This window comes from Rhodococcus sp. NPDC054953 (assembly GCF_053609225.1).
In genome coordinates this window covers 1-21,758 of the sequence record NZ_JBSGXD010000034.1, presented here as the reverse complement: position 1 = coordinate 21,758, position 21,758 = coordinate 1, and the positions used below count along the sequence as shown (strand labels likewise).

20 protein-coding genes and 1 pseudogene are annotated in these 21,758 nt (G+C 71.0%); 15 read left to right on the top strand and 6 right to left on the bottom strand.

The window, feature by feature from the left end; genetic code table 11:
* Window positions 1-79: 79 nt before the first annotated feature.
* A pseudogene (locus ACWF62_RS18905) lies at window positions 80-871 on the bottom strand (MFS transporter); the annotation flags it as partial.
* Window positions 872-1,197: 326 nt separating this feature from the next.
* Between ACWF62_RS18905 and ACWF62_RS18900 the strand changes: the two are divergent.
* From ACWF62_RS18900 to ACWF62_RS18850, 11 genes are all read left to right on the top strand, one after another.
* Window positions 1,198-2,472, top strand: a complete 1,275-nt coding sequence (locus ACWF62_RS18900) for a glutamate-5-semialdehyde dehydrogenase (protein WP_378506515.1) — start codon at window positions 1,198-1,200, stop codon at window positions 2,470-2,472.
* Window positions 2,473-2,495: 23 nt separating this feature from the next.
* Entirely contained in the window at window positions 2,496-3,377 is an 882-nt protein-coding gene (locus tag ACWF62_RS18895) for an AAA family ATPase (protein WP_378506516.1), read from the top strand.
* A gap of 9 nt (window positions 3,378-3,386) precedes the next feature.
* On the top strand, window positions 3,387-4,820 hold the full coding sequence (locus ACWF62_RS18890; RefSeq protein ID WP_378506517.1) for a vWA domain-containing protein: 1,434 nt from the start codon (window positions 3,387-3,389) through the stop codon (window positions 4,818-4,820).
* Window positions 4,821-4,851: 31 nt separating this feature from the next.
* Entirely contained in the window at window positions 4,852-5,571 is a 720-nt protein-coding gene (gene nadD, locus ACWF62_RS18885; RefSeq protein ID WP_378506518.1) for a nicotinate-nucleotide adenylyltransferase, read from the top strand.
* Complete coding sequence (gene rsfS / locus ACWF62_RS18880; protein WP_378506519.1) at window positions 5,572-6,021, top strand: ribosome silencing factor; 450 nt, start codon at window positions 5,572-5,574, stop codon at window positions 6,019-6,021.
* An 89-nt stretch (window positions 6,022-6,110) separates the two neighbouring features.
* Entirely contained in the window at window positions 6,111-6,701 is a 591-nt protein-coding gene (locus ACWF62_RS18875; protein WP_378506740.1) for a histidine phosphatase family protein, read from the top strand.
* On the top strand, window positions 6,691-7,446 hold the full coding sequence (octT, locus tag ACWF62_RS18870; RefSeq protein WP_378506520.1) for a diglucosylglycerate octanoyltransferase: 756 nt from the start codon (window positions 6,691-6,693) through the stop codon (window positions 7,444-7,446). Before ACWF62_RS18875 ends, octT begins: the two co-directional genes overlap by 11 nt.
* A gap of 4 nt (window positions 7,447-7,450) precedes the next feature.
* Window positions 7,451-8,326, top strand: a complete 876-nt coding sequence (locus ACWF62_RS18865) for a DegV family protein (protein ID WP_378506521.1) — start codon at window positions 7,451-7,453, stop codon at window positions 8,324-8,326.
* An 87-nt stretch (window positions 8,327-8,413) separates the two neighbouring features.
* Window positions 8,414-9,253: a helix-hairpin-helix domain-containing protein gene (locus ACWF62_RS18860; protein WP_452630961.1), complete on the top strand. Its 840-nt coding sequence runs from the start codon at window positions 8,414-8,416 to the stop codon at window positions 9,251-9,253.
* Window positions 9,250-11,568, top strand: a complete 2,319-nt coding sequence (locus ACWF62_RS18855) for a ComEC/Rec2 family competence protein (RefSeq protein WP_452630959.1) — start codon at window positions 9,250-9,252, stop codon at window positions 11,566-11,568. Before ACWF62_RS18860 ends, ACWF62_RS18855 begins: the two co-directional genes overlap by 4 nt.
* 50 nt (window positions 11,569-11,618) lie before the next feature.
* The gene (locus ACWF62_RS18850) at window positions 11,619-12,368 is read left to right on the top strand and encodes a TetR/AcrR family transcriptional regulator (protein ID WP_378506524.1); all 750 of its coding nucleotides are present in this window, start codon (window positions 11,619-11,621) and stop codon (window positions 12,366-12,368) included.
* Window positions 12,369-12,372: 4 nt separating this feature from the next.
* Here ACWF62_RS18850 and ACWF62_RS18845 read toward each other — a convergent pair whose 3' ends face one another.
* Complete coding sequence (locus ACWF62_RS18845) at window positions 12,373-13,371, bottom strand: AurF N-oxygenase family protein (protein ID WP_452630956.1); 999 nt, start codon at window positions 13,369-13,371, stop codon at window positions 12,373-12,375.
* Window positions 13,372-13,546: 175 nt separating this feature from the next.
* Between ACWF62_RS18845 and holA the strand changes: the two genes are divergently transcribed.
* Window positions 13,547-14,521: a DNA polymerase III subunit delta gene (gene holA, locus ACWF62_RS18840; protein ID WP_452630954.1), complete on the top strand. Its 975-nt coding sequence runs from the start codon at window positions 13,547-13,549 to the stop codon at window positions 14,519-14,521.
* A gap of 104 nt (window positions 14,522-14,625) precedes the next feature.
* On the opposite strand, the gene rpsT is transcribed toward holA, so the two are convergent.
* On the bottom strand, window positions 14,626-14,886 hold the full coding sequence (rpsT, locus tag ACWF62_RS18835) for a 30S ribosomal protein S20 (RefSeq protein WP_378506527.1): 261 nt from the start codon (window positions 14,884-14,886) through the stop codon (window positions 14,626-14,628).
* A gap of 263 nt (window positions 14,887-15,149) precedes the next feature.
* Between rpsT and ACWF62_RS18830 the strand changes: the two genes are divergently transcribed.
* Window positions 15,150-15,917, top strand: coding sequence for an aquaporin (locus ACWF62_RS18830; RefSeq protein WP_378506528.1), 768 nt, complete (start codon window positions 15,150-15,152; stop codon window positions 15,915-15,917).
* Window positions 15,918-15,993: 76 nt separating this feature from the next.
* Here ACWF62_RS18830 and ACWF62_RS18825 read toward each other — a convergent pair whose 3' ends face one another.
* Both ACWF62_RS18825 and ACWF62_RS18820 read right to left on the bottom strand, forming a co-directional pair.
* On the bottom strand, window positions 15,994-16,539 hold the full coding sequence (locus ACWF62_RS18825; RefSeq protein ID WP_378506529.1) for a type II toxin-antitoxin system PemK/MazF family toxin: 546 nt from the start codon (window positions 16,537-16,539) through the stop codon (window positions 15,994-15,996).
* 97 nt (window positions 16,540-16,636) lie between these two features.
* Window positions 16,637-16,765: a hypothetical protein gene (locus ACWF62_RS18820; protein ID WP_452630951.1), complete on the bottom strand. Its 129-nt coding sequence runs from the start codon at window positions 16,763-16,765 to the stop codon at window positions 16,637-16,639.
* On the opposite strand from ACWF62_RS18820, the gene lepA reads away from it, so the two are divergent.
* The gene (lepA, locus tag ACWF62_RS18815; protein WP_452630981.1) at window positions 16,707-18,506 is read left to right on the top strand and encodes a translation elongation factor 4; all 1,800 of its coding nucleotides are present in this window, start codon (window positions 16,707-16,709) and stop codon (window positions 18,504-18,506) included. The genes ACWF62_RS18820 and lepA overlap by 59 nt on opposite strands.
* Before the next feature lie 85 nt (window positions 18,507-18,591).
* A complete protein-coding gene (locus ACWF62_RS18810) occupies window positions 18,592-19,521 on the top strand; it encodes an NAD(P)H-dependent flavin oxidoreductase (protein WP_452630950.1) in 930 nt (309 codons plus the stop codon).
* A 221-nt stretch (window positions 19,522-19,742) separates the two neighbouring features.
* Here ACWF62_RS18810 and ACWF62_RS18805 read toward each other — a convergent pair whose 3' ends face one another.
* Window positions 19,743-21,737, bottom strand: coding sequence for a glycoside hydrolase family 15 protein (locus ACWF62_RS18805; protein WP_378506531.1), 1,995 nt, complete (start codon window positions 21,735-21,737; stop codon window positions 19,743-19,745).
* Window positions 21,738-21,758 lie beyond the last annotated feature (21 nt).

Sequence of the window (21,758 nt, the reverse complement as noted above, 5' to 3'; positions counted from 1 at the left end):
CCGATTGTGGTGAGTTGACCTGGCGAGATGGAGAATTGCGAACCGAAGGCCCTCGAAGGAACCCGTGCGTCATCCAATACATCGGGCGCCAACTGCCTGTCACGATCTCCCGCAGTTTCGCGAGCGCACTCACCTGCTCCGGCCGGTCGGTGGTGTCCGCGCGCGATTCCTCGAAGGCCCGGAAGGCGGGTGTCTCCTCCAGGCGCAGGCGCAGGTACAGCCCGATCAGGCCGAGCGGGCCCGCGATCAGGAACGGGATCCGCCACGCCCAGTCGACCAGCGCGTCGTCCGTGGTGAGCGCCTGGATCAGCGTCACCAGGGTGGCAGCGGCGACGTAGCCGACGAGGGTGCCGAGTTCGAGGAAGCTGGCGAAGTAGCCGCGCCGACGATCGGGCGCGTACTCGGCGACGAAGGTGCTGGCGCCGCCGTACTCGCCGCCGGTCGAAAAGCCCTGCAGCAGCCGGAACAGGACCAGCAGCACCGGGGCCGCGACGCCGATGGACGCATGGCTCGGGATCAACCCGATCGCGAACGTGCTGGCCGCCATCATGATGATCGTGGTCGCGAGCACCCGTTTGCGGCCGATCCGGTCCCCGAGTGGCCCGAAGAACAGGCCGCCGAGCGGTCGCACGATGAAGGCGGCGGCGAAGATCGCGAACGTGGACAGCAGCTGGGTGATGCCCCCGGCCTCCGGGAAGAACACCTTGCCGAGGGTGGCGGCGAGGTAGGCGTAGACGCCGAAGTCGAACCACTCCATGGCGTTGCCGAGCATCGTTGCCTTGACGGCCCGCTTGACGGCGGTCTCGTCGACGACGGTGACCTCGGTCGATGCGGCGATCTCGCTGCTGCTGATCTGGGCTTGTCGGGTCATGTGTGTGCGCTCCTCGGCGCAGGTGCCGCACCAGCGGGGCACGCACCTGATGCACGCATCTTTTCGTCGCCCGCTCGGCGGCGGCGCTGGTCGGGTGTCGGCGGCGCGCGGCCCTGTGGCTCACTCCGACCCCCGTCGGATGGCTCTGGCTCGCGGCACTGCTCCGAAACCGTTTCCGGTGCACCGTATGTCGGACGGGCGCATGGTTCGGAGCCACCAGCGTGGAACGAAGCAACGCTAACAATCGATCGTGCTGGTGTCGAACTCCGCGGTCTCCGGGCACGCCGCCGCCGACCCCGGCATCGGGCGATCGTTACCCTGTACCCATGACGGCCGTGAACGAGACTGCGCAGGTGACCGACGACATCCGGGAGGCGGTGCATGCGGCCGCGCGTCGGGCGCGCGTCGCGTCCCGCGCGTTGGCACTGCTGACCACGGCGCAGAAGGACGCGGCCCTGCACGCCGCCGCCGACGCCGTGCTCGCCGCCACCGACACCGTGCTCGTCGCGAACGCCGCCGATGTCGAGAACGCGCGCGCCGCGGGCACCGAGGAGTCCCTGATCGACCGGCTCCGGCTGACCGCCGACCGGATCGACGGCATCGCGTCCGGGCTCCGTCAGGTCGCGGGCCTCGCCGACCCGGTGGGGGAGGTCGTGCGCGGCAGCACCCTCCCCAACGGACTCGAGATCCGGCAGCTGCGGGTGCCGCTCGGCGTGGTCGGCATGGTCTACGAGGCCCGGCCCAACGTCACCGTCGACGCGTTCGGGCTGGCCCTCAAGTCCGGCAACGCGGCGCTGCTGCGCGGGTCGTCGTCGGCGAAGAATTCCAACGCCGCGCTGGTCGAGGTGCTCCGCGACGCGCTGACGGCCCAGGGTTTGCCCGCCGACGCCGTGCAGCTGCTGCCGAGTGAGGACCGCTCCTCGGTCACCCACCTGATCCAGGCCCGCGGTCTCGTCGACGTCGTCATCCCACGCGGCGGCGCCGGCCTGATCGGCGCCGTCGTCCGGGACGCCACCGTGCCCACCATCGAGACCGGTGTCGGCAACTGCCACGTCTACCTGCACGCGGCCGCGGACCTCGAGATGGCCGAGCGGATCGTCATCAACGCCAAGACGCGGCGGCCCAGCGTCTGCAACACCGCCGAGACGATCCTCGTCGACGCGGCGATCGCCGACGTCGCGGTCCCGCGGCTGCTGCAGGTGCTGCAGAGCAACAGCGTCACCGTGCACGGGGACCTGCCGGGCCTCGTCCCAGCCACCGACGCCGACTGGTCCGAGGAGTACCTGACCCTCGATGTCGCGCTCGCCGTCGTCGACGACCTGGACGCGGCCGTCGAGCACATCGACCGCTACGGCACCGGCCACACCGAGGCCATCGTCACCGCCGATCTGGCCGCGGCACGCGAGTTCACCGCCCGCGTCGACGCCGCAGCGGTGATGGTCAACGCGTCCACCGCGTTCACCGACGGCGAGCAGTTCGGGTTCGGGGCCGAGATCGGGATCTCCACCCAGAAGCTGCACGCCCGCGGACCGATGGGGTTGCCCGAACTCACCTCGACCAAGTGGGTGGTGTGGGGCGACGGCCACACCCGCCCCGCCTGACCTCTGCACGAAAGGCTCCCACCGTGGATCGAGCGCTCCCAGCAACCCCTCCCGTGTTCAGCAGCGTCGACGACGTCATCGCCCGCCTCGCCGAGACCGGGTATCTCGCCGACAGGGGCACCGCGACCGCGGTGTTCCTCGCCGACCGGCTGGGTAAGCCGCTGCTCATCGAGGGCCCGGCCGGTGTCGGGAAGACCGAACTGTCGCGGGCGGTGGCGCAGACCTCCGGCGCCGAACTGGTCCGCTTGCAGTGCTACGAGGGTGTCGACGAGGCGAGGGCGCTCTACGAGTGGAACCACGCCAAGCAGATTCTGCGGATCCAGTCCAGCGCGGAACACAGTTGGGAGGACACCCGGCAGGACGTGTTCGCGGAGGAGTTCCTGCTGTCCCGCCCGCTGCTCACCGCGATCCGGCGCGAGGACCCGACCGTGCTGCTGATCGACGAGGTCGACAAGGCCGACGTCGAGATCGAGGGCCTACTGCTCGAGGTGCTCAGCGACTTCGCGGTCACCGTCCCCGAACTGGGCACGATCACCGCCACCCGCAAGCCGTTCACCGTCCTCACCTCGAACGGCACCCGGGAGCTGTCCGAGGCGCTCAAGCGGCGCTGCCTGTTCCTGCACCTCGACTTCCCGGACGCCGACCTCGAACGGCGGATCCTCGCCAGCCGGGTCCCCGAACTGCCGGAGGCGGTCGCCGACCAGTTGGTGCGGACCATCCGCGTCCTGCGCGGCATGCAACTCAAGAAGCTGCCGTCCGTCGCGGAGACCATCGACTGGGGGCGTACCCTGCTCGCCCTCGGCATGGACACCCTCGACGACGACGCGATCCGCACCACGATGGGTGTCATCCTCAAACATCAGTCGGACCAGCAGCGGGCCGCGGCCGAGCTGCGGCTCAACTAGGCACCCCCGATGTCCGCCGCACCCGGACACCACCCGGCAGCGCCGTACGGGCTGCCCGGGCATCTCGTCGACTTCGTTGAGGCGCTGCGCACGCGCGGTATCGCCGTCGGCCCCTCGGAGACGGTCGACGCGGGCCGGGTGATGGCGGTGCTCGATCTCCTCGACCGGGAGGCGCTGCGGGAGGGTCTCGCCTGCGCGCTACTGCGCAGGCCCACCCACCGCGCGACCTACGATGCGCTGTTCGACCTGTGGTTCCCGGCGGGGCTCGGCGTTCGCACCAGCGGGGTGGATATCGACATTCCCCGCGGCGACAGCGGCGAGGTCGACTTCGAGGCGCTGCGGGAACTGATCGCGGGTCTGCTCGTCGACGGCTCGCCGGAGGCGCTCGCCCGGATCGAACTGCTCACCGCGCGGCTCGTCGAGCAACTCGGGCAGTACCAGTCCGCGAAGGGCCCGTCCTTCTCCGCCTACCAGGCGCTGCGGGACGTGGCGCCCGAGACGCTGGTCTCGCGGATCCTCGACGGGCTGCTCGGCAACGCCGACCGGTCCGAACGTGAGGCCGGCGACTACGCCACCGAGATCGCCCGCCGGACCGCGGCCCAGCGGGTCGCGGACTTCCGGAAGATGGTCGAGGTGGAAACGCGGCGCCGCTCCGCCGAACAACTCGGCAAGGAGCGGGTCGCGACCTACGGGGTGCCGAAACTCGCGGAGGAGGTCGACTTCCTGCGCGCGTCGGACACCGAGATGGTCACCCTGCGGCGCACCGTCACCCCGTTGGCCCGCAAGCTTGCCAGCCGGCTCGCCGCCCGCCGCAAACGGGCCCGCGCCGGCGCGATCGACCTGCGCAGGACGCTGCGGAAGTCGATGTCGACCGGCGGCGTCCCGATCGAGCTGGTGCTGCGCAAGCCGCGTCCTGCCCGCCCGGAACTGGTGGTCCTGTGCGATGTCTCCGGATCCGTCGCCGGGTTCTCGAACTTCACCCTGCTGTTGGTGCACGCGCTGCGGGAACAGTTCTCCCGGGTGCGGGTGTTCGCGTTCATCGACACCACCGACGAGGTCACCCGCTTCTTCGACGCGGGCGCCGATCTCGGCTCGTCGATGTCCCGGATGATCCGGGAGGCCGACCTGATCGCCTACGACGGGCACTCCGACTACGGCAACGCGATCGGCGTGTTCGCCGAACGCTACGCGCACACGCTGACCGGCAGGACGTCGCTGCTGATCCTCGGCGACGCCCGCAACAACTACCGGGACACCAACGTGGCCGCGCTCGGTCACCTGGCGACCGTCGCGAAACACACCCACTGGCTGAATCCCGAGCCGAGGGGGCAGTGGGGGCACGGCGACTCGGCGGCGCCGGTGTACGCCGACGTCGTTCCGATGCACGAATGCCGCAACGCGCAGCAACTCGCCGCGGTCGTGTCGGGACTGCTGCCGGTCTGACCTCCCCGGCTGCGAAGTAAGCTCGATTCCCGTGCGGAACGCTGACAATGCAGGCTCCCCTCGCCGTCGACTGGGGGTGATGGGTGGCACCTTCGATCCCATCCACCACGGGCATCTCGTCGCGGCGAGTGAGGTCGCCGACCGGTTCGGTCTCGACGAGGTGATCTTCGTCCCCACCGGCGACCCCTGGCAGAAGGCGGGCAAGGACGTCAGCGCCGCGGAGGACCGCTACCTGATGACGGTCATCGCGACCGCGTCCAACCCGAGCTTCTCGGTCAGCCGGGTGGACGTGGACCGGCACAAGGCCACCTACACCGTCGACACCCTCCGCGACCTGCGCGAGCAGCATCCCGACGCGGACCTCTACTTCATCACCGGCGCCGATGCGCTCGAGACGATCCTGTCCTGGCAGAATTGGGAGGAGATGTTCGAGCTGGCCAAGTTCGTCGGGGTCAGCAGGCCGGGCTACGAGCTCGGCGACGACCATCTCGCCGAACACCTCGCCGACCGCCCCGATGCGCTGACGCTCGTCGAGATCCCCGCGATGGCGATCTCGTCGACCGACTGTCGTCGGCGGGCGAGTGAGAACCGGCCCGTCTGGTACCTGGTACCGGACGGGGTGGTGCAGTACATCTCCAAGCGCAACCTGTATCGACCCCGGAACGCCCAACGCCTCGACGGCGCGGTCACCGTGTCGGGGCCGGCACCACACCAGAACACCAGCGACACCCAGAATCGGGAGAACACCTAAGTGAGCGCATCCGCCGAAGCCCTCGAGATGTCGCGGATCGCCGCGCTGGCCGCCGACGAGAAGCTGGCCAACGACGTGGTGGTGCTCGACGTGTCCGAGCAGCTCGTCATCACCGACTGCTTTGTCATCGCCTCCGCCTCCAACGAACGCCAGGTCAACTCGGTCGTGGAGAACATCGAGGACAAGCTGCGCGAGGCCGGGCACAAGCCGGTCCGCAAGGAGGGCACCAGGGAGGGCCGCTGGGCGCTGCTCGACTACGTCGACCTGGTGGTGCACGTCCAGCACGACGACGAGCGCAACTTCTACGGGCTCGAACGGCTGTGGAAGGACTGCCCGGTCGTGCCCGTCGACGGCATCGAGCCGCGGACGTCCGAGTGGGGCGCGGACTCCGACGGCGCCGTCGCGGACGAGTACGCCGCCGAGCTCGGCGAGCCGGAGTCCGGGAAGTGACCCAGGCGCCGACCCGGAATCCGGCCGCGGCCGCGCGGCAACTGATTCTGGTGCGGCACGGTCAGACCGAGTACAACGCGGGCGACCGGATGCAGGGGCAGCTGGACACCGACCTGTCCGAACGGGGTCGGGTGCAGGCCAAGGTCGCCGCTCGCGCGCTGGCCGACCGGCGCCCCACCGAGATCATCAGCTCCGATCTGCGTCGGGCGCTCGACACCGCGACCGCGCTCGGGGAGCACGCCGGTCTGCCGGTCGCGACCGATCCGCGGCTGCGGGAGACGCATCTCGGCGAGTGGCAGGGCCTGACCCATTCCCAGGTCGACGAGCGCGACCCCGGTGCCCGCGCCGCATGGCGGGTCGACGCCACCTGGGCACCGCCGGGCGGCGAGAGCCGCATCGACGTGGCCGACCGTGCGGTGCCGGTGGTCGAGGAGCTGCTCGCCACCCGCGCCGACTGGGCCGAGCGGCCGGTGGTGCTCGTCGCCCACGGCGGCCTGATCGCCGCACTCACCGCGGCCCTGCTGGATCTGCCGGTGGAGCGGTGGCCGGTGCTCGGTGGCCTCGGCAACACCGGCTGGGTGCAGCTCAGCGGTCACGGCGAACCCGACGCGGTGTCGTGGCGGCTGGACGTGTGGAACGCCTCGGCCGAGAACGCTGCGGTGGCCGGCGATGTCCTCTGACCTCGCCGCGGCGGCGGGCAGGCCGACGCTGCTGGTGATCGCGGACTCGCTGTCCTATTTCGGCCCCAAGGGCGGCCTTGCCGCCGATCACCCGCGAATCTGGCCGAACCTGGTCGCCGCCGAACTCGGGTGGGACGTCGAGCTCGTTGCGCGGATCGGCTGGACCAGTCGTGACGCCTACTGGGCACTGACCCAGGATCCCCGCGTGTGGGCGACCGTGCCGAGGGCAGGCGCCGTGGTGTTTGCGGTCGGTGGCATGGACTCGTTGCCGTCACCGCTGCCGACCGCACTGCGCGAGCAGCTGAGGTACGTGCGGCCACCCGCGCTGCGCCGCCGGGTCCGTACTGCCTATCAGTGGTTGCAGCCGCGGCTGTCGCCGCTCGGCTGGCCGGTCGCGCTGCCGCCGCGACTGAGCGTCGAGTACCTCGAGGAATGCCGCACCTCGCTGGAGTACATGCGGCCGGAGCTGCCGGTGATCGGGTGCCTGCCGTCGGTGCACCTGTGTGAGGCGTACGGGAAGGTGCACGCGGGCAGGCCCGCCGCGGTCCGGGCGCTGCAGGCGTGGGGCGCGGACACCGGCGTGCCGCTGGTCGACCTGGCGCAGGCGGTGCGGCCGAACATCTTCTCCGACGCCGCGAATCCCGATGGGATCCATTGGGGTTGGGACGGTCACCGCGCGGTGGCGGACGCGATGCTGCCGACGATCCGGGCCGCCGTCGCCGCGGCGTCCGTCGCCACCCGGTAGCGGCATGCCCGTCGTCGTCGTCACCGACTCCTCGGCCTGTCTGGCCCCGGATGTCGCCGCGGAACTGGGGATTCGGGTGGTTCCGCTGCACGTGCTCGTCGACGGCCAGGATCTCCGTGAGGGCGTCGACCCGATGCCGGACGACCTGTTCGTCGGCGCGGGGGTCACCACGTCCGGCGCGTCGCCGGGGGAATTGACCGAGGCGTACGGGCGGGCGCTCGCCGACAGCGGTGGCGATGGCGTCGTCGCCCTGCACATCTCGCGCCAGCTGTCCGGAACCTGGGAGGCGGGCAGGCAGGCGGCGCAGCAGCTGGGGGAGCGGGTTCGCATCGTCGATTCCCAATCCACCGCAATGGCATTGGGTTACGCGGTGCTGGCGGCGGCCCGGCTGGCAGCGACGGGGGCCGGGCTGCGCGCGGTGTACGAGCGGGCCGTCGAGGTCGCCGACCGGGGTCGGGTGCTGATCATGGTCGACCGGCTCGACCACCTGCGCCGCGGCGGTCGGATCGGGACGGCAGCGGCACTGCTCGGCACCGCCCTCGCGATGAAGCCGGTGCTGCATCTCGTCGACGGCAAGCTGGTGCTGCGGGAGAAGACCCGCACGGCTACGAAGGCGCTCGGCAAGCTTGTCGACGGTGCCGTCGACCTCGCCGAGGACGGCGACGTGGCGGTCGCGGTGCACCACGTCGGCGCCGCCGACCGTGCCGCCGAGGTCGCGGCGTCGCTGCGGTCGCGGCTGCCTGCGGCGAGCGAGTTCGCGGTCTCCGAACTGGGGCCGGTGGTCGCCAGCCATCTCGGTCCGGGCGCCGTCGGTGTCCTCGTGGTGCCCGGCGGGGCGGGGCTGATCCGCGACGGCGCCGAGCCCGACCCGGCCGAGTAGTCCACAGGCCTCGAATTCATCCACAGGACGCCCGTTCTCGGTGCCGGATCAGCCGGGTCACGGGGCGGGCGCTCCTATGGTCGGGCCATGGGCAGCGCCGACGACACACGTGAGCGGATCCGGAGACGACTCGACGTCCTCGCCGGGCGGGAGCCGGCCGCCGAACCCGACCCGGACGCCGGGACGGGTGTGGGGGCGGGCGAGCGGCCGGGCTGGCTGGATGACGAGCGGGAACCGGGCGGCGAACGGTGGCGGTTCGCGCCGGGCAGGCGCGGGGTGGTGGCGTTGGCGGTCGTCGCTCTGGCCGCCGCCGGGATCGGCGGGGTCGTGGTGGTCCGGGACCGCCCGGTGGCCGAGGTCGTTGCGCCGCTGCCACCCGACGACGGTGCCGGTGCCCCGGCCGCCGCGGGGGCAGCGCCTGGCCCGTCGTCCACCGGTGCGCCGGCGCCGACCACCGAGATCGTGGTCAGCGTCGTCGGTCTCGTGCACAACTCCGGGTTGGTGCATCTGCCGGAGGGGGCCCGGGTCGCGGACGCCTTGACCGCCGCGGGGGGTGCGCGTGACGGCGCCGACCTGTTGGGGCTGAACCTGGCGCAGCGGCTCGCCGACGGTGAACAGATTCTTGTCGGCCTCGCCCCGCCGCCGGGCGCCGCGCCGGTGGCGGGCAGCGCGACCGTCGGTGCCGGTGCCGGTGCCGGTGCCGGTGCCGGTGCCGCGGTCGGCGGTGCGGCGGCACCGGTGAACCTCAACACCGCCACCGAACAGCAGCTCGACGAGCTGCCCGGCGTCGGCCCGGTGACGGCGGCCGCGATCATCTCCTGGCGCACCACCAACGGGCGCTTCACCGACGTCGAGCAGCTCGGCGAGGTGGACGGCATCGGCCCCGCCCGCCTGGAGAAGCTGCGCGAGCTCGTGACGGCGAGATGACCGATCCGCGGCCGCGGCCGATCGACCTGCGGCTGCTCCCCTCCGCCGCGGCGTGCTGGGCGGCGACCGCGACGGGAATCGTCGGCGGCTGGCAGGCGGCGATGTGGCTCGCGATCGCGGCGCTGCTCGCGGTCGGGGCGGTGACGGTGGCCGCCCGCGGCCGGTGCACCCCGGTCGCCGGTGCCCTCATCGCGGCCCTGACCGTGTGCGCCGGGTTCGCCGCCGCCACCGCGCTGCGCGCCCATGCCGTCGCCACCCACCCGCTCGCCGACCGCGCCGGGTACGTCACCGTGACCGCCGACCTGGTTGATGACCCGAAACCGGTCCGCTCCGGGCGCGGGGACACCGTGATGGTGCCTGCGACGCTCCGGAGCATCGGGCCGGGCCGCGACGCGATGTCCGTCGGCGGTGCCGCCGTCGTGTTCGCGCCCGCGGACCGTTGGCGGGACCTGCTGCCCGGCCAGCGGGTCCGGCTGCGGGGCACCGTCGACGCGCCGGACCGCTCCGACCTGACCGTCGCGGTGATCCGGGCGATCGGGCCGCCGCGATTGATCGGCGACCCGTCCCCGGCGCAGCGCGCGGCCGGGCAGGTGCGGGACAGGTTCGCGGCCGCGGCGGCCCGCGCACTGCCCCCGGACGCGGCGGGGCTGCTGCCCGGCCTCGTCGTCGGCGACACCACCGCGCTGACGCAGTGGGTGCGCGACGATTTCACGGCCGCGGGCCTGAGCCACCTCACGGCGGTCTCCGGCGCCAACGTGTCGATCATCCTGGGCGCGGTGCTCCTGCTGACTGCCGCGCTGGCGCTTGGCCCGCGCACGTCGGCGGTGCTCGCCGGGATCGCCCTGGTTGGCTTCGTGATACTCGCGCGACCGTCGCCCAGCGTGCTGCGAGCGGCGGCGATGGGCGCGGTGGTGCTGCTCGCGATGATCGTCGGTCGCCGTCGGCAGGCGATGCCCGCGCTCGGGGGTGCCGTCATCGTGCTGCTCGCGCTGTACCCCCAGCTGGCCGTCAGCGCAGGTTTCGCGCTGTCCGTCGCGGCGACCGCCGCACTGGTGCTGATCGCTCCGCGGTGGGCGCGATGGTTGCAGCGTCGGGGCTGGCCACCGCGGCCGGCGGCGGCGGTCGCGGTCGCGGCCGCCGCGCACGTCGCGACGATGCCGATCGTCGCCGCGATGACGGGCACCGTCGGCACGGTGGCGGTCGCGGCGAACCTCCTTGTTGCGCCGGTGATCGCGCCGATCACGGTGATCGGCGCCGTCGCGGCCGCGGCGGCGACCGCCTGGGTGCCGCTCGGGGCGGCGGTCGCGTCCCTCACCGCACCGCTGCTGTGGTGGCTGCTGTGGGTGGCGCGCACCGCGGCCGACCTCCCCGGCGCCGTGCTCTCCGTGCCGTCCGGGGCAGCCGGATTCGTTGCCGCCGCGAGCGGTGCGGCTGCGTTGGTCGTCGCGGTCACGGTGCGGCGCCTGCGGGTGGTGCTCGCCGCCGCCGTGCTCGGGGTCGCCGCGGTGTGGCTGCCGGTCCGGCTGGTGTGGCCCGGGTGGCCACCGGCCGGGTGGGTGGTGGTCGCGTGTGACGTCGGGCAGGGGGACGCGCTCGTCCTCGATGCGGGCGGCGGGTCCGTCGTTGTCGTCGACGCGGGCCCGGAGGCCCGCCTCGTCGACGACTGCCTGCACCGGCTCGGCGTCCGCTCGGTTGCGGCGGTGATCCTGACGCATCTGCATGCCGATCACATCGACGGGCTGCCCGGGGTCCTGCGGGGGCGGACGGTGGGACAGCTGGTGACCGGTCCGATGAGATTGCCGGAGAACGGTTTCCGGCAGGTGCAGCGTGCGGCGTCGGCAGCCGGTGTGCCCGTTGCTGCTGCCCGGGCGGGGCAGACGCTGACCGCGGGGACCCTGACCCTCCGGATTCTCGGCCCGACGCTGCCCGCGCCGCGCGATCCCGCGGACGGTGACGATGCCGCCAACGACCAGTCGCTGGTGTTGTCCGTCGACACCACCGCGGGCCGGATCCTGCTCACCGGGGACGTCGAGGCGGACGGGCAGCGGGACCTGCTGCGGGACCGGGTTCCGGTCGCCGCGGACATCGTCAAGGTCCCGCACCACGGTTCGCGCACCACCGCCGCCGAGTTCCTCCGCGCGGTGGGGGCGGGCCTGGCGATCGTGTCGGTCGGCGCCGACAACACCTTCGGGCATCCGAACCCGGCCATCCTGCGCGTCCTCGACGAGATGGGTGCGGTGACGGTGCGCACCGATCGGGGCGGGGACGCCGCGGTCCTGCGCGCGGGCGACGCGGTCGCGGTGGCCCGGCCCTGACCTGGTCCGACCCGGCCGGTGGTCGGGGCAGGCATGGCTAGACTCGACCCATGCCGACGAATCCCGCACCGCGACCGGGTGACGCGGACGCGCCTGCGGAGCGGACGGGGAGCGGGCACGAGGCCCGCTGGGAACGGCACAACCGGGAGCGGCAGACCCGGATCCTGCGGGCGGCGGTCGAGTTGCTCGAGGAAGCGCCCCCCGGGGCCGACATCCCGGTGAAACTGATCGCGCAGCGCGCCGGGCTGGCGAAGTCGGTGGTCTACCGCCAGTTCAGCGGCCGCGACGACCTCGACTGCCGGATCCGCGCACACATGATCGACGAGTTCATCCGCACCCTCGAGGCGCGGCTGGACATCTCCAGCGGGTCGGTCGCGCAGATCCTCGAGCGGACCATCCGGGCTGCGGTGGACTGGATGAGCGATCACCCCCGGCTCAACGAGTTCGCGCGCACCGGGCCGGTGGACCGGGCCGCAGGTGTCGACGCGGTCAGCACCCTCACGGCGCGGATGGCGGCGCGGTCCCACGACCTCATCGCGTCGATCGCCGCGGCGATCGGCGTCGACGATGGGGCGTTCGCGACGGTCCCGTTCGCGGTCGTGACCATGGTCGAGGGCACCCTCACCCAGTGGGTGCGTGACCCGGCGCCGACCCGGGACCGGGACCAGATCGTCGCCGACCTCGCTGGCTACGCCTGGTTCGTGCTGGATGGTGTCGCCCGGTCGGTCGGTGTGGTGCTCGATCCCTCGGCCGAACTGCGGGAGGTCATCGCCCGGTTGGCCGTCGGCGCCGCGCGGTGACCGCTCAGCCAGCCCGGCGGGCGCGCCGGTCGGGTTCGCTGCGGTAGCGAGCGGGCGGGCCGTCGATGTGCAGCCTGCGCCACAGCTGCCGCGCGACGGGCGTCATCAGTCCTAGTTCCGCGGCAAGGGCCCGCATCTCGCCGAAGTAGCCAGCGAGGATCGCCCGCGAGTGGGCGCCACGCCAGAACGCCTCCTTCATGACCTCGCGCGGGATGTCGAACTCCTTGGCGAAGGCGCGGGGCGGCGCCATGATCTCACCGGCCAGCCACCGCATCGCGAGCGGGAAGGTGACCGCACACACCGCGCGCGAGGGCGCACCCATCTCGGCGACATGGGCCTTGAGGAACTCGCCAGCGAACGAGATGTGCCTGGCCTCCTCGGCGATGTGGATCTCCATGGTGCGTAGGACCGCGGGCGGAACGTCCACGCCCTGCCGGATCAGCGCCTTCTGGTAGTGGTCGATGGGTTCCTCGCCGCCGAGGATTCCGATGAACAGGATCACGTGTGCATAGCCGCCGGCCACCCCGATGAACGGGGACAGCGCCCGAAACGGTTTCCGCATCCCCGGCACGTCGACGCCGATCCGGTTCACCAGTTCCTGGAACATCTGGATGTGGTTGCACTCCTCGGTCATCTCGTGGAGGCAGTAGCGGAACTCCGGCGACTGGTTCGGGAGTTTCATGATGTACTGCATCATTCCGCGGATCAGGATGCTCTCGAATGCGGCGCCGACCTTGATCGAGTTGGCCTGCCGCCACCGCCCGATCGCGATCTGACGCTCCAGCGGCTGGTCGCGGTACCACTGCGTCGCGCCGAGCGGATCGATCTCGGCGGAGAGGACCCAGCGGGGATCGTCGGGGTCGATCGCCAGTTCCGGTGCATCCCAGTCGATGTCGAGGTAGGGATCGAAGCGTCGCTGCACGGACCCCTCGGACAGGGTGTGCAGCCAGGCGCGGTAGTCCGGGCTGAGCAACTCGGCCGGTGCCGATGCCGACGGTGTCATCGTGAACCTCCATCGTCTGGGCGACGCCGGGTGACCGATGTCGCGGCGCGCGGTCAGGTGATGGTGCCTCAATTTACTGAGACTCGGAGTCCCACGCAAGGGTGCGATGGCGCCGATTCCCGGCCCGGGCTCGGCGGCGGCGCGGGCTGTCGGGTCACCGTGGGACGATGCACGGGTGACTCCGTCCCCTCCCGCGCCGGCCCCGCTGCACCTCGTCCTCGGCGACGAGGAACTCCTCGTCGAACGCGCCGTCGCCGCGGTCGTTGCCGCGGTCCGGGCCTCCTCCGACACCCCGGCCGACATTCCGGTCAGCAGGCTGCGCACGGGCGACACCAGCCCCTCCGAACTGGCCGAACTCCTCAGCCCGTCGCTGTTCGCGGAGGACAAGGTGATCGTGCTCGAATCGGCAGCCGAGGCGGGGAAGGACGCCGTCGCGCTGGTGCTCGACGCGGCGGCGGCACCACCGGATGGGTGCACGATCGTGGTGCTGCACTCCGGCGGCGGACGGGCGAAGGCGATGGTCGCCGCACTGCAGAAGGAGGGGGCGCAGGTCCACGAGTGCGCGAAGATCACCAAGGCGGGGGAGCGCGCCGACTTCGTCCGCTCCGAGTTCCGCGCGGCCGGGGTGCGGGCGTCGCCCGAGGTGATCGAGACGGTGATCGACGCGGTCGGATCGGACCTGCGGGAGCTGGCGGCCGCGTGCTCGCAGCTCGCCGCGGACACTGGCGGCCGGATCGACGCGGCCGCGGTGGCTCGGTACTACTCCGGCAAGGCCGAGGTGTCCGGATTCGACGTCGCGGAACGCGCGGTCGCCGGGGACCGGTCGGGTGCGATGGAGGCGCTGCGGTGGGCGATGTTGCGGGGAGTCCCGCATGTCCTGCTCGCCGACGCCCTCGCGGACGCCGTGCACACCATTGCTCGCGTCGACTCCGCAGGCCGGGGCGATCCGTTCCGGATGGCATCGGGGCTGGGGATGGCGCCGTGGAAGGTGAAGAAGGCGCAGGGGCAGGCGCGGGGGTGGCGCCCGGAGACGCTCGGCGCTGCGCTCGAGGTGGTCGCGCAGCTCAACGCCGACGTCAAGGGCGCGGCCGCGGACCCCGACCATGCGGTGGAGTACGCCGTCCGCCGCGTCGCCGACCTGCACGGCTAATCCGCAGGCCTGCCGAGGCCCGACACGCGAAAGACCGCCCGGTCGAGGACCGGGCGGTCTCCAGCGATGACAGCGGTGACGGCAATGCCGTCACGAAGGTGTCGTCAGAGCTTGTTCGCGGCCAGCGCGAGCGCCGACTTCTTGTTGGCGGCCTGGTTGGCGTGGATGACGCCCTTGCTTGCTGCCTTGTCGAGCTTGCGGCTCGCGGTGACGAGGAGCTCGTTGGCCTTGTCCTTGTCGCCCGCGGCGGCTGCCTCGCGGAAGGAGCGGATTGCGGTGCGCAGCGAGGACTTCACCGACTGGTTGCGCAGTCGCTGACGCTCGTTGGTGCGGATCCGCTTCACCTGGGACTTGATGTTGGCCACGCGTAAAATCCTGTCGTCTTCGCTGGTTTTCTTCTGGTTGAGAAAGCTTCGGGTGCGTCCACGCACCGACCGGCCACGTTACCAGCCCTGCCCGGTCCAGCCCAAACCCGGTCATCGGGGCGGGTGCCGCTCGGCTCACCGCGGGCCGGTGCGCGGACTCCCGCCCGACTCGCCCGCGAGGTCGTTGTCGACGACAATGACCTCACGTAACGTCCGAATTCAGGCATCTCCCCATCGTGATCGACGTCGAGTAAAGGTGGCACATGTCTCTCACAGTCCAGGAGCAGACCGAGACCCGGGTGATCTCGGATGCAAAGAAGTATCTCGCGGAGGGGATCGGCACCTTCGTGCTGGTGTTCGTCTCCGTCGGCACCGCCGTCATCGCGGGAAGCAAGGTCGGGAACCTGGGCGTCGCGCTGGCGTTCGGTCTCACGCTGGCCTTCCTGGTCTACGCGATCGGACCGGTGTCCGGCTGTCACGTCAACCCGGCGGTCACGTTCGGTCAGTTCCTGATCGGGCGGATCGAGGGTGTGAAGGCGCTGATGTATGTCGGGGCCCAGGTGATCGGTGGCCTGGTCGCCGGCGCCGTGCTGTTCGCGGTCGCCAGCAGCCTGCCATCGTACGACCGGGCGGCCAGCGGGCTCGGCGCGAACGGCTGGGGTGATCACAGTCCGTCCGCGGTGCAGGGTCCGCTCGGTGGCGTGCTGCAGAGCGGCTACGGCATCGGCGCGATGATCGTCGTCGAGGTGCTGCTCACCGCCCTGCTGGTGTTCGTGGTCCTCGCGTCCACCGACCAGCTCTCCGACGTGCCGCTGGCGGGCATTGCGATTGGCTTCACCCTCGCGGTCATCCACATCATGTCCATCCCGATCGACAACACCTCGGTGAACCCGGCCCGCAGCTTCGCGGTCGCCTGGTACCAGGACGGTGCACCACTGCAGCTGTGGGCGTTCATCGTCTTCCCGCTGATCGGCGGCGCGGTCGGGGCGTTCGCCTACCGGTCGCTGTTCGGCCGCAGCGCCAACGCCTGACGCCGTCCGCCCGAGGGGGCGCCGTCGGCCGGTCCATCCGGTCGGTGACGCCCCCTCGGCGGTCGACGGCCCAGTGTCAGGTCCAGCCGAAGTCGCGGCGGAGCCGATCCGCGACCCGATCGAAACGGTCCCGGTCGAGGACGGCGCCCTCGCGGCGGATGCCGTCCTCGGGGACGTCGAGCACCCGGTCCAGGCGAACCCAGCTCGGCCGGTGCGCGCCGTCCCACGACCCGGACCCGAGCGCGATCCAGTCCCGCTGCCCGTCGCGTTCCGAGTTCGACGACAGCATCAGCCCGAGCAGGGTGCGGCCGTCGCGCCCGACCACCAGCACCGGACGGTCCTTGCCCTGGCCCGCGTCCTCCTCGTAGCTGACCCAGGTCCAGACGATTTCCCCCGGATCGGCGCGGCCGTCCAGGTCCGGGGCGTAGTCGACGGTCCTGGCCCGGTGCGCGGTCGGCACCGCGGTGGCGGACACCGGCCGACCGGGTCGCGTCGGCGTCGGCCCGGCCTGCCTCGGTCCGGGCAGCACCCCGCTCTTCTGCAGCCCCTTGAGCAGCCGCGGGCCCTCCCTCAGCGCGATGTCGCCGAGCTGTCTGCCGATCCGTGTCCACCTCGAAGCCATCTGTTCAACCTAGTGGCGGGGCCGAACCGGCCGGGGACGGCACCTGGCCTATCCTGGATCCCTAGTGACTGCGGCCCGCATCGGGCCGCCGCCGACTTCAGGAGCCCACCATCGCCACCTTCGCCGACACGACGTTCACGGACCCGTCGCGGATCCGGAACTTCTGCATCATCGCGCACATCGACCACGGCAAGTCGACGCTGGCGGACCGGATGTTGCAGCTCACGGGGGTCGTCGAGGAGCGCGCGATGCGCGCCCAGTACCTGGATCGGATGGATATCGAGCGGGAGCGCGGCATCACGATCAAGGCGCAGAACGTGCGGCTGCCCTGGACGGTCGAGCACGAGGACGGCAGCACCGAAGAGATCGTCCTGCACCTGATCGACACCCCCGGTCACGTCGACTTCACCTACGAGGTGTCCCGCGCACTTGAGGCCTGCGAGGGGGCGGTGTTGCTGGTCGACGCCGCGCAGGGCATCGAGGCGCAGACGTTGGCCAACCTGTACCTGGCGATGGAGAAGGACCTCACCATCATCCCGGTGCTCAACAAGATCGACCTGCCCGCCGCCGACCCCGACCGGTACGCCGCCGAGATCGCGCACATCGTCGGCTGCGAACCCGGAGACGTGCTGCGGGTGTCCGGCAAGACCGGCGTCGGCGTCCGGGAACTGCTCGACGAGGTCGTCAAGCAGGTGCCCGCCCCGGTCGGCGACGCCGACGGCCCGGCCCGCGCGATGATCTTCGACTCCGTGTACGACGCCTACCGTGGCGTCGTCACCTATGTCCGAGTGGTGGACGGCAAGATCCGTCCCCGCGAGAAGATCACCATGATGTCGACCGGCACCACCCACGAACTGCTCGAGGTTGGCATCATCTCGCCCGAGCCGAAGGCCACCGCGGGTCTGGGGGTCGGCGAGGTCGGTTACCTGATCACCGGGGTGAAGGACGTCCGCCAGTCCCGGGTCGGTGACACCGTCACCACCTTCCGCAACGGCGCCTCCGAGCCGCTGGTCGGCTACCGCGACCCCAAGCCGATGGTCTACTCCGGCCTGTACCCGATGGACGGCTCCGACTACCCGGTGCTGCGGGACGCGCTCGACAAGTTGCGCCTCAACGACGCGGCACTGGCGTACGAGCCGGAGACGTCGGTGGCGCTCGGCTTCGGCTTCCGGTGCGGTTTCCTCGGGCTGCTGCACATGGAGATCACCCGGGACCGGCTCGAGCGGGAATTCGGCCTCGACCTCATCTCCACCGCGCCGAACGTGGTGTACCGGGTGACGATGGAGGACGGCTCCGAGCATGAGGTGACGAACCCGTCGTACTGGCCCGAGGGCAAGGTGCGCGAGGTGTACGAGCCGATGTCCAAGTGCACGGTCATCGCCCCGAGCGAGTACACCGGCGCGATCATGGAGCTGTGTCAGTCCCGCCGCGGTGAGCTCGGCGGCATGGACTATCTCTCCGAGACGCGCGTTGAGCTGCGGTACACGCTGCCGATGGGCGAAATCATGTTCGACTTCTTCGACGCGCTCAAGTCGCGGACCAAGGGCTACGCCAGCCTCGACTACGAGGAGTCCGGCGAGCAGCAGTCCGCGCTGGTGAAGGTCGACATCCTGCTGCAGGGCGAGGCCGTCGACGCGTTCAGCGCGATCGTGCACAAGGACGCCGCGTTCGCGTACGGCAACAAGATGACCACCAAGCTGCGCGAGCTGATCCCGCGCCAGCAGTTCGAGGTGCCGATCCAGGCCGCGATCGGCTCGAAGATCATCGCCCGCGAGAACATTCGCGCGATCCGCAAGGACGTGCTCGCCAAGTGCTACGGCGGCGACATCAGCCGCAAGCGCAAGCTGCTCGAGAAGCAGAAGGAAGGCAAGAAGCGGATGAAGACCATCGGCCGGGTCGAGGTGCCGCAGGAGGCCTTTGTCGCGGCGCTGTCGAACGAGTCGGTGGCGGACAAGCCCAAGAAGTAGATGCGCTCCGCGCCCGTGAGTGATTTTTACCCCGATCGGGGTAAAAATCACTCACGGTGCGACGAAGTCGCGGAATGGAGTCGGTGTGCTCGAGACCTGGTTGACGACGACATTGGGACTCGAGGTGCCGATTCTCGGCGCCCCGATGGGTGGACGGGCGGGCGGTGCCCTTGCCGGTGAGGTGTCGAAGGCCGGTGGCCTCGGTCTGCTCGGCGCAGCCAGGTACGCCACCCCGGACTGGGTCGCGGCCGAGTCGGCCGTCGCCAAGGCGATCGGCGGTGACCTGGGAATCGGGCTGATGACCTGGGCACTGCACGAGAACGACACACTGCTCGACGCGGCGATTGCCGCCCGCCCCGCCGTGATCTCGCTGTCGTTCGGCGACCCTGCCCCGTTCGTTGCGCGGGCAAAGTCGGCGGGCGCGCTGGTCTGCTCGCAGGTCAACACCCTCGAGGACCTGCGGGTGGTCGAGGCCGCCGGGGTCGACTTCGTGGTCGCCCAGGGCACCGAGGCGGGCGGGCACACCGGCCGGATCGGCACCCTGCCACTGCTGCAGCAAATCCTCGAATCGACCGACCTTCCCGTCGTCGCCGCGGGCGGCATCGCCACCGGACGCGGGCTGGCCGCGGTGCTCGCGGCCGGCGCCGAGGGGGCCTGGGTCGGAACGGCGTTGCTGGCCAGCCCGGAGACCATCGGCCCCGAGTTCGCCCAGCAGAAGCTGGTGGACGCGGATTCCGCCGACACCGTCTACACCTCGGTCTTCGACCAGGCCAGGGACCAGCCGTGGCCCGCCCGGTGGGGTGGCCGCGCGCTGGTCAACGAGTTCACCGGCACCTGGCACGAGCGCGGCGCGGACAACGAGACCCTTGCGGACGCCTACGACCCCGCCAACCCGGATCTGGCCGTCGTCTACGCGGGCGAGGCGGCCGGGCTGGTCAACGAGATCCGGCCGGCGGGTGAGGTGGTCCGCACGATCGCGTCCGACGCGGAGCGGCTGCTGGCCCGCTTCGCCTGACCCCGATCGACTGCCCTCCGGCCTGACCTGACTGCCCTCCGGCCTGACCTGACTGCCCTCCGGACTGACTGCCCTCCGGACTGACCGAATGTGGAATTCGGTCAGTCAGACTGATCGAATACCACATTCGGTCGGGGGTGCGGGGCCGGTCGGGGGTGCGGGGCCGGTCGGGGGTGCGGGGCCGGTCGGGGGGTGCCGGCCGGTCGGGGTGGGCGGTCCGGTTAGGTGGGGGAGTGCGCGGGCTGGAAGGTACCGGTGTCCACGGCCTCCTCGGCGCGGATCACGTGCACGACCGCGTTGATCAGGGCGAGGTGCGTGAACGCCTGTGGGAAGTTGCCGAGATGTCGACCGGTGCGGGCGTCGATCTCCTCCGCGTATAGCTTCAGCGGGCTGGCGTAGCCGAGGAGGCGTTCGCACAGCCGCTTCGCTCGGGCGAGTTCGCCGATCTCCACCAGCGCCGACACCAACCAGAACGAGCAGATCGTGAACGTGCCCTCCTCGCCGGACAGCCCGTCGTCGGTGGTGTCGACGCGGTAGCGCAGCACCAGGCCGTTCTCGGTGAGCTCGTCGGCGATGGTCAGCACCGTGGCGCGGACGCGGTGATCGTCGGCGGGCAGGAACCGCAGCAGTGGGACCAACAGCAGGGACGCGTCCAGCGACGGGTGCCCATACCGCTGGGTGAACACGCCACGCTCGTCGACGCCGTGCTCGAGGATGTCGGACTTGATCTCGTCCGCGATCGCCGACCACTGCTGCGCGTACGACTTTTCGCCGCGCAGCGCGGCGAGCTTCGTGCCCCGGTCGAGCGCTACCCAGCACATCACCTTCGACGAGGTGAAGTGCTGCGGTTCGCCGCGCACCTCCCAGATCCCGCGGTCCGGCTGCCGCCAATGCCTGATCGCCTCCTCCACCTGCCGCTTGAGTAGCGGCCACAGCGCGTCCGGGACCTGGTCCCGTGACCGCACATGCAGATACACGGAGTCCAGCATGGTGCCCCAGATGTCGTGCTGCTTCTGGTTGTATGCGCCGTTTCCAATCCGGACCGGCCGGGCCCCGTCATACCCGGACAGGTGGTCGAGTTCGGCCTCCTCAAGCGTCTTCTCGCCGCCGATCCCGTACATCACCTGCAGCGGGTGCGGGTGCCCGTCCTCGCCCTGCGAAACGTCGGAGATGAAGGCGAAGAAGTCGTTGGCCTCCCGGTCGAGTCCGAGGGTGTAGAGGCCCCACAGCGCGAACGTCGAATCCCGAACCCATGCGTACCGGTAGTCCCAGTTCCGTTCCCCGCCTGGCGTTTCCGGTAAGGAGGTGGTCGACGCCGCGAGCAGTGCGCCGGTCGGGGAGTAGGTCAGGCCCTTGAGGGTCAGTGCGCTGCGCTGCAGGTAGCCACGCCACGGGTGGTCGGGGAACCGGCCGATGGTGATCCACTGCCGCCAGCATTCCGCCGTCTTCCACATTTTCTCGGCGGCATCGGAAAACGACTGCGGTGCAGGGAGGTTCGACCACGACAGTGCGACGAACACATTGTCGCCTTCCTGCATCCGGGTCCGCGCCCGTGCTTCCCTGCCCTCAAGGCCCAGCTTCAGGTTGGACGTGAGGCGCAGGGTGGGGTTGGCGCCGAGACCGCTGCCGTCACCCGTGGCGGTCGCCTCCTCGTACACCGCGCCGGTGTACTCCCATTTCGCCGGGACACGGTGGTAGTCAAATGACGGCTCGCAACTCATCTCCAGTTCCACCACGCCGCTGACGCACTTCACGGTGCGCAGCAGGATGTGCTCGGCATCCCAGTCCGTCGGGGTGCGGCGGTGACTGCGCGAACGCTGCTCGTTGTTGTGCCACGGTCCCATCACCAGGGCGTCGCGGACGATGAGCCACCCGGTCTCGGTCTGCCAGGTGGTCTCCACGATCAGCCCGCCCGGCAGGTAGCGGCGGGCGGCAGGCACGTTCTGCCCGTACGGCCCGATCCGGAAGTGCCCGGCGCTGCGATCGAGAATCGACCCGAACACGCTCGGCGAATCGGGCCGGGGCACGCACATCCACTCGACCGACCCGTTGCGGGCGATCAGGCAGGTGGTTTCGCAGTCCGACAGGAACGCGTAGTCGTCGATCGGCGGGAAGGTGGTGCGGTGGGGTGCGGGCTCGATTGTCGCCGGAAGGTTCGCGGGGAGGGTCTCGGCGCCGGTGATCCGGCCGTGCACGTCGGGGTCGGTGGCCGTCATCTGCATATCATCGGCTCGGTG

Bases quoted from the DNA above. Each gene is read 5' to 3' on its own strand.
- ACWF62_RS18825 (WP_378506529.1), bottom strand. From the start codon at position 16,539: ATGGCTTCGAGGTGGACACGGATCGGCAGACAGCTCGGCGACATCGCG.
- ACWF62_RS18900 (WP_378506515.1), top strand. From the start codon at position 1,198: ATGACGGCCGTGAACGAGACTGCGCAGGTGACCGACGACATCCGGGAG.
- ACWF62_RS18865 (WP_378506521.1), top strand. From the start codon at position 7,451: ATGCCCGTCGTCGTCGTCACCGACTCCTCGGCCTGTCTGGCCCCGGAT.
- ACWF62_RS18890 (WP_378506517.1), top strand. From the start codon at position 3,387: ATGTCCGCCGCACCCGGACACCACCCGGCAGCGCCGTACGGGCTGCCC.
- ACWF62_RS18875 (WP_378506740.1), top strand. From the start codon at position 6,111: ATGCAGGGGCAGCTGGACACCGACCTGTCCGAACGGGGTCGGGTGCAG.
- ACWF62_RS18860 (WP_452630961.1), top strand. From the start codon at position 8,414: ATGGGCAGCGCCGACGACACACGTGAGCGGATCCGGAGACGACTCGAC.
- ACWF62_RS18855 (WP_452630959.1), top strand. From the start codon at position 9,250: ATGACCGATCCGCGGCCGCGGCCGATCGACCTGCGGCTGCTCCCCTCC.
- ACWF62_RS18805 (WP_378506531.1), bottom strand. From the start codon at position 21,737: ATGACGGCCACCGACCCCGACGTGCACGGCCGGATCACCGGCGCCGAG.
- ACWF62_RS18845 (WP_452630956.1), bottom strand. From the start codon at position 13,371: ATGACACCGTCGGCATCGGCACCGGCCGAGTTGCTCAGCCCGGACTAC.
- octT (WP_378506520.1), top strand. From the start codon at position 6,691: ATGTCCTCTGACCTCGCCGCGGCGGCGGGCAGGCCGACGCTGCTGGTG.
- ACWF62_RS18850 (WP_378506524.1), top strand. From the start codon at position 11,619: ATGCCGACGAATCCCGCACCGCGACCGGGTGACGCGGACGCGCCTGCG.
- ACWF62_RS18830 (WP_378506528.1), top strand. From the start codon at position 15,150: ATGTCTCTCACAGTCCAGGAGCAGACCGAGACCCGGGTGATCTCGGAT.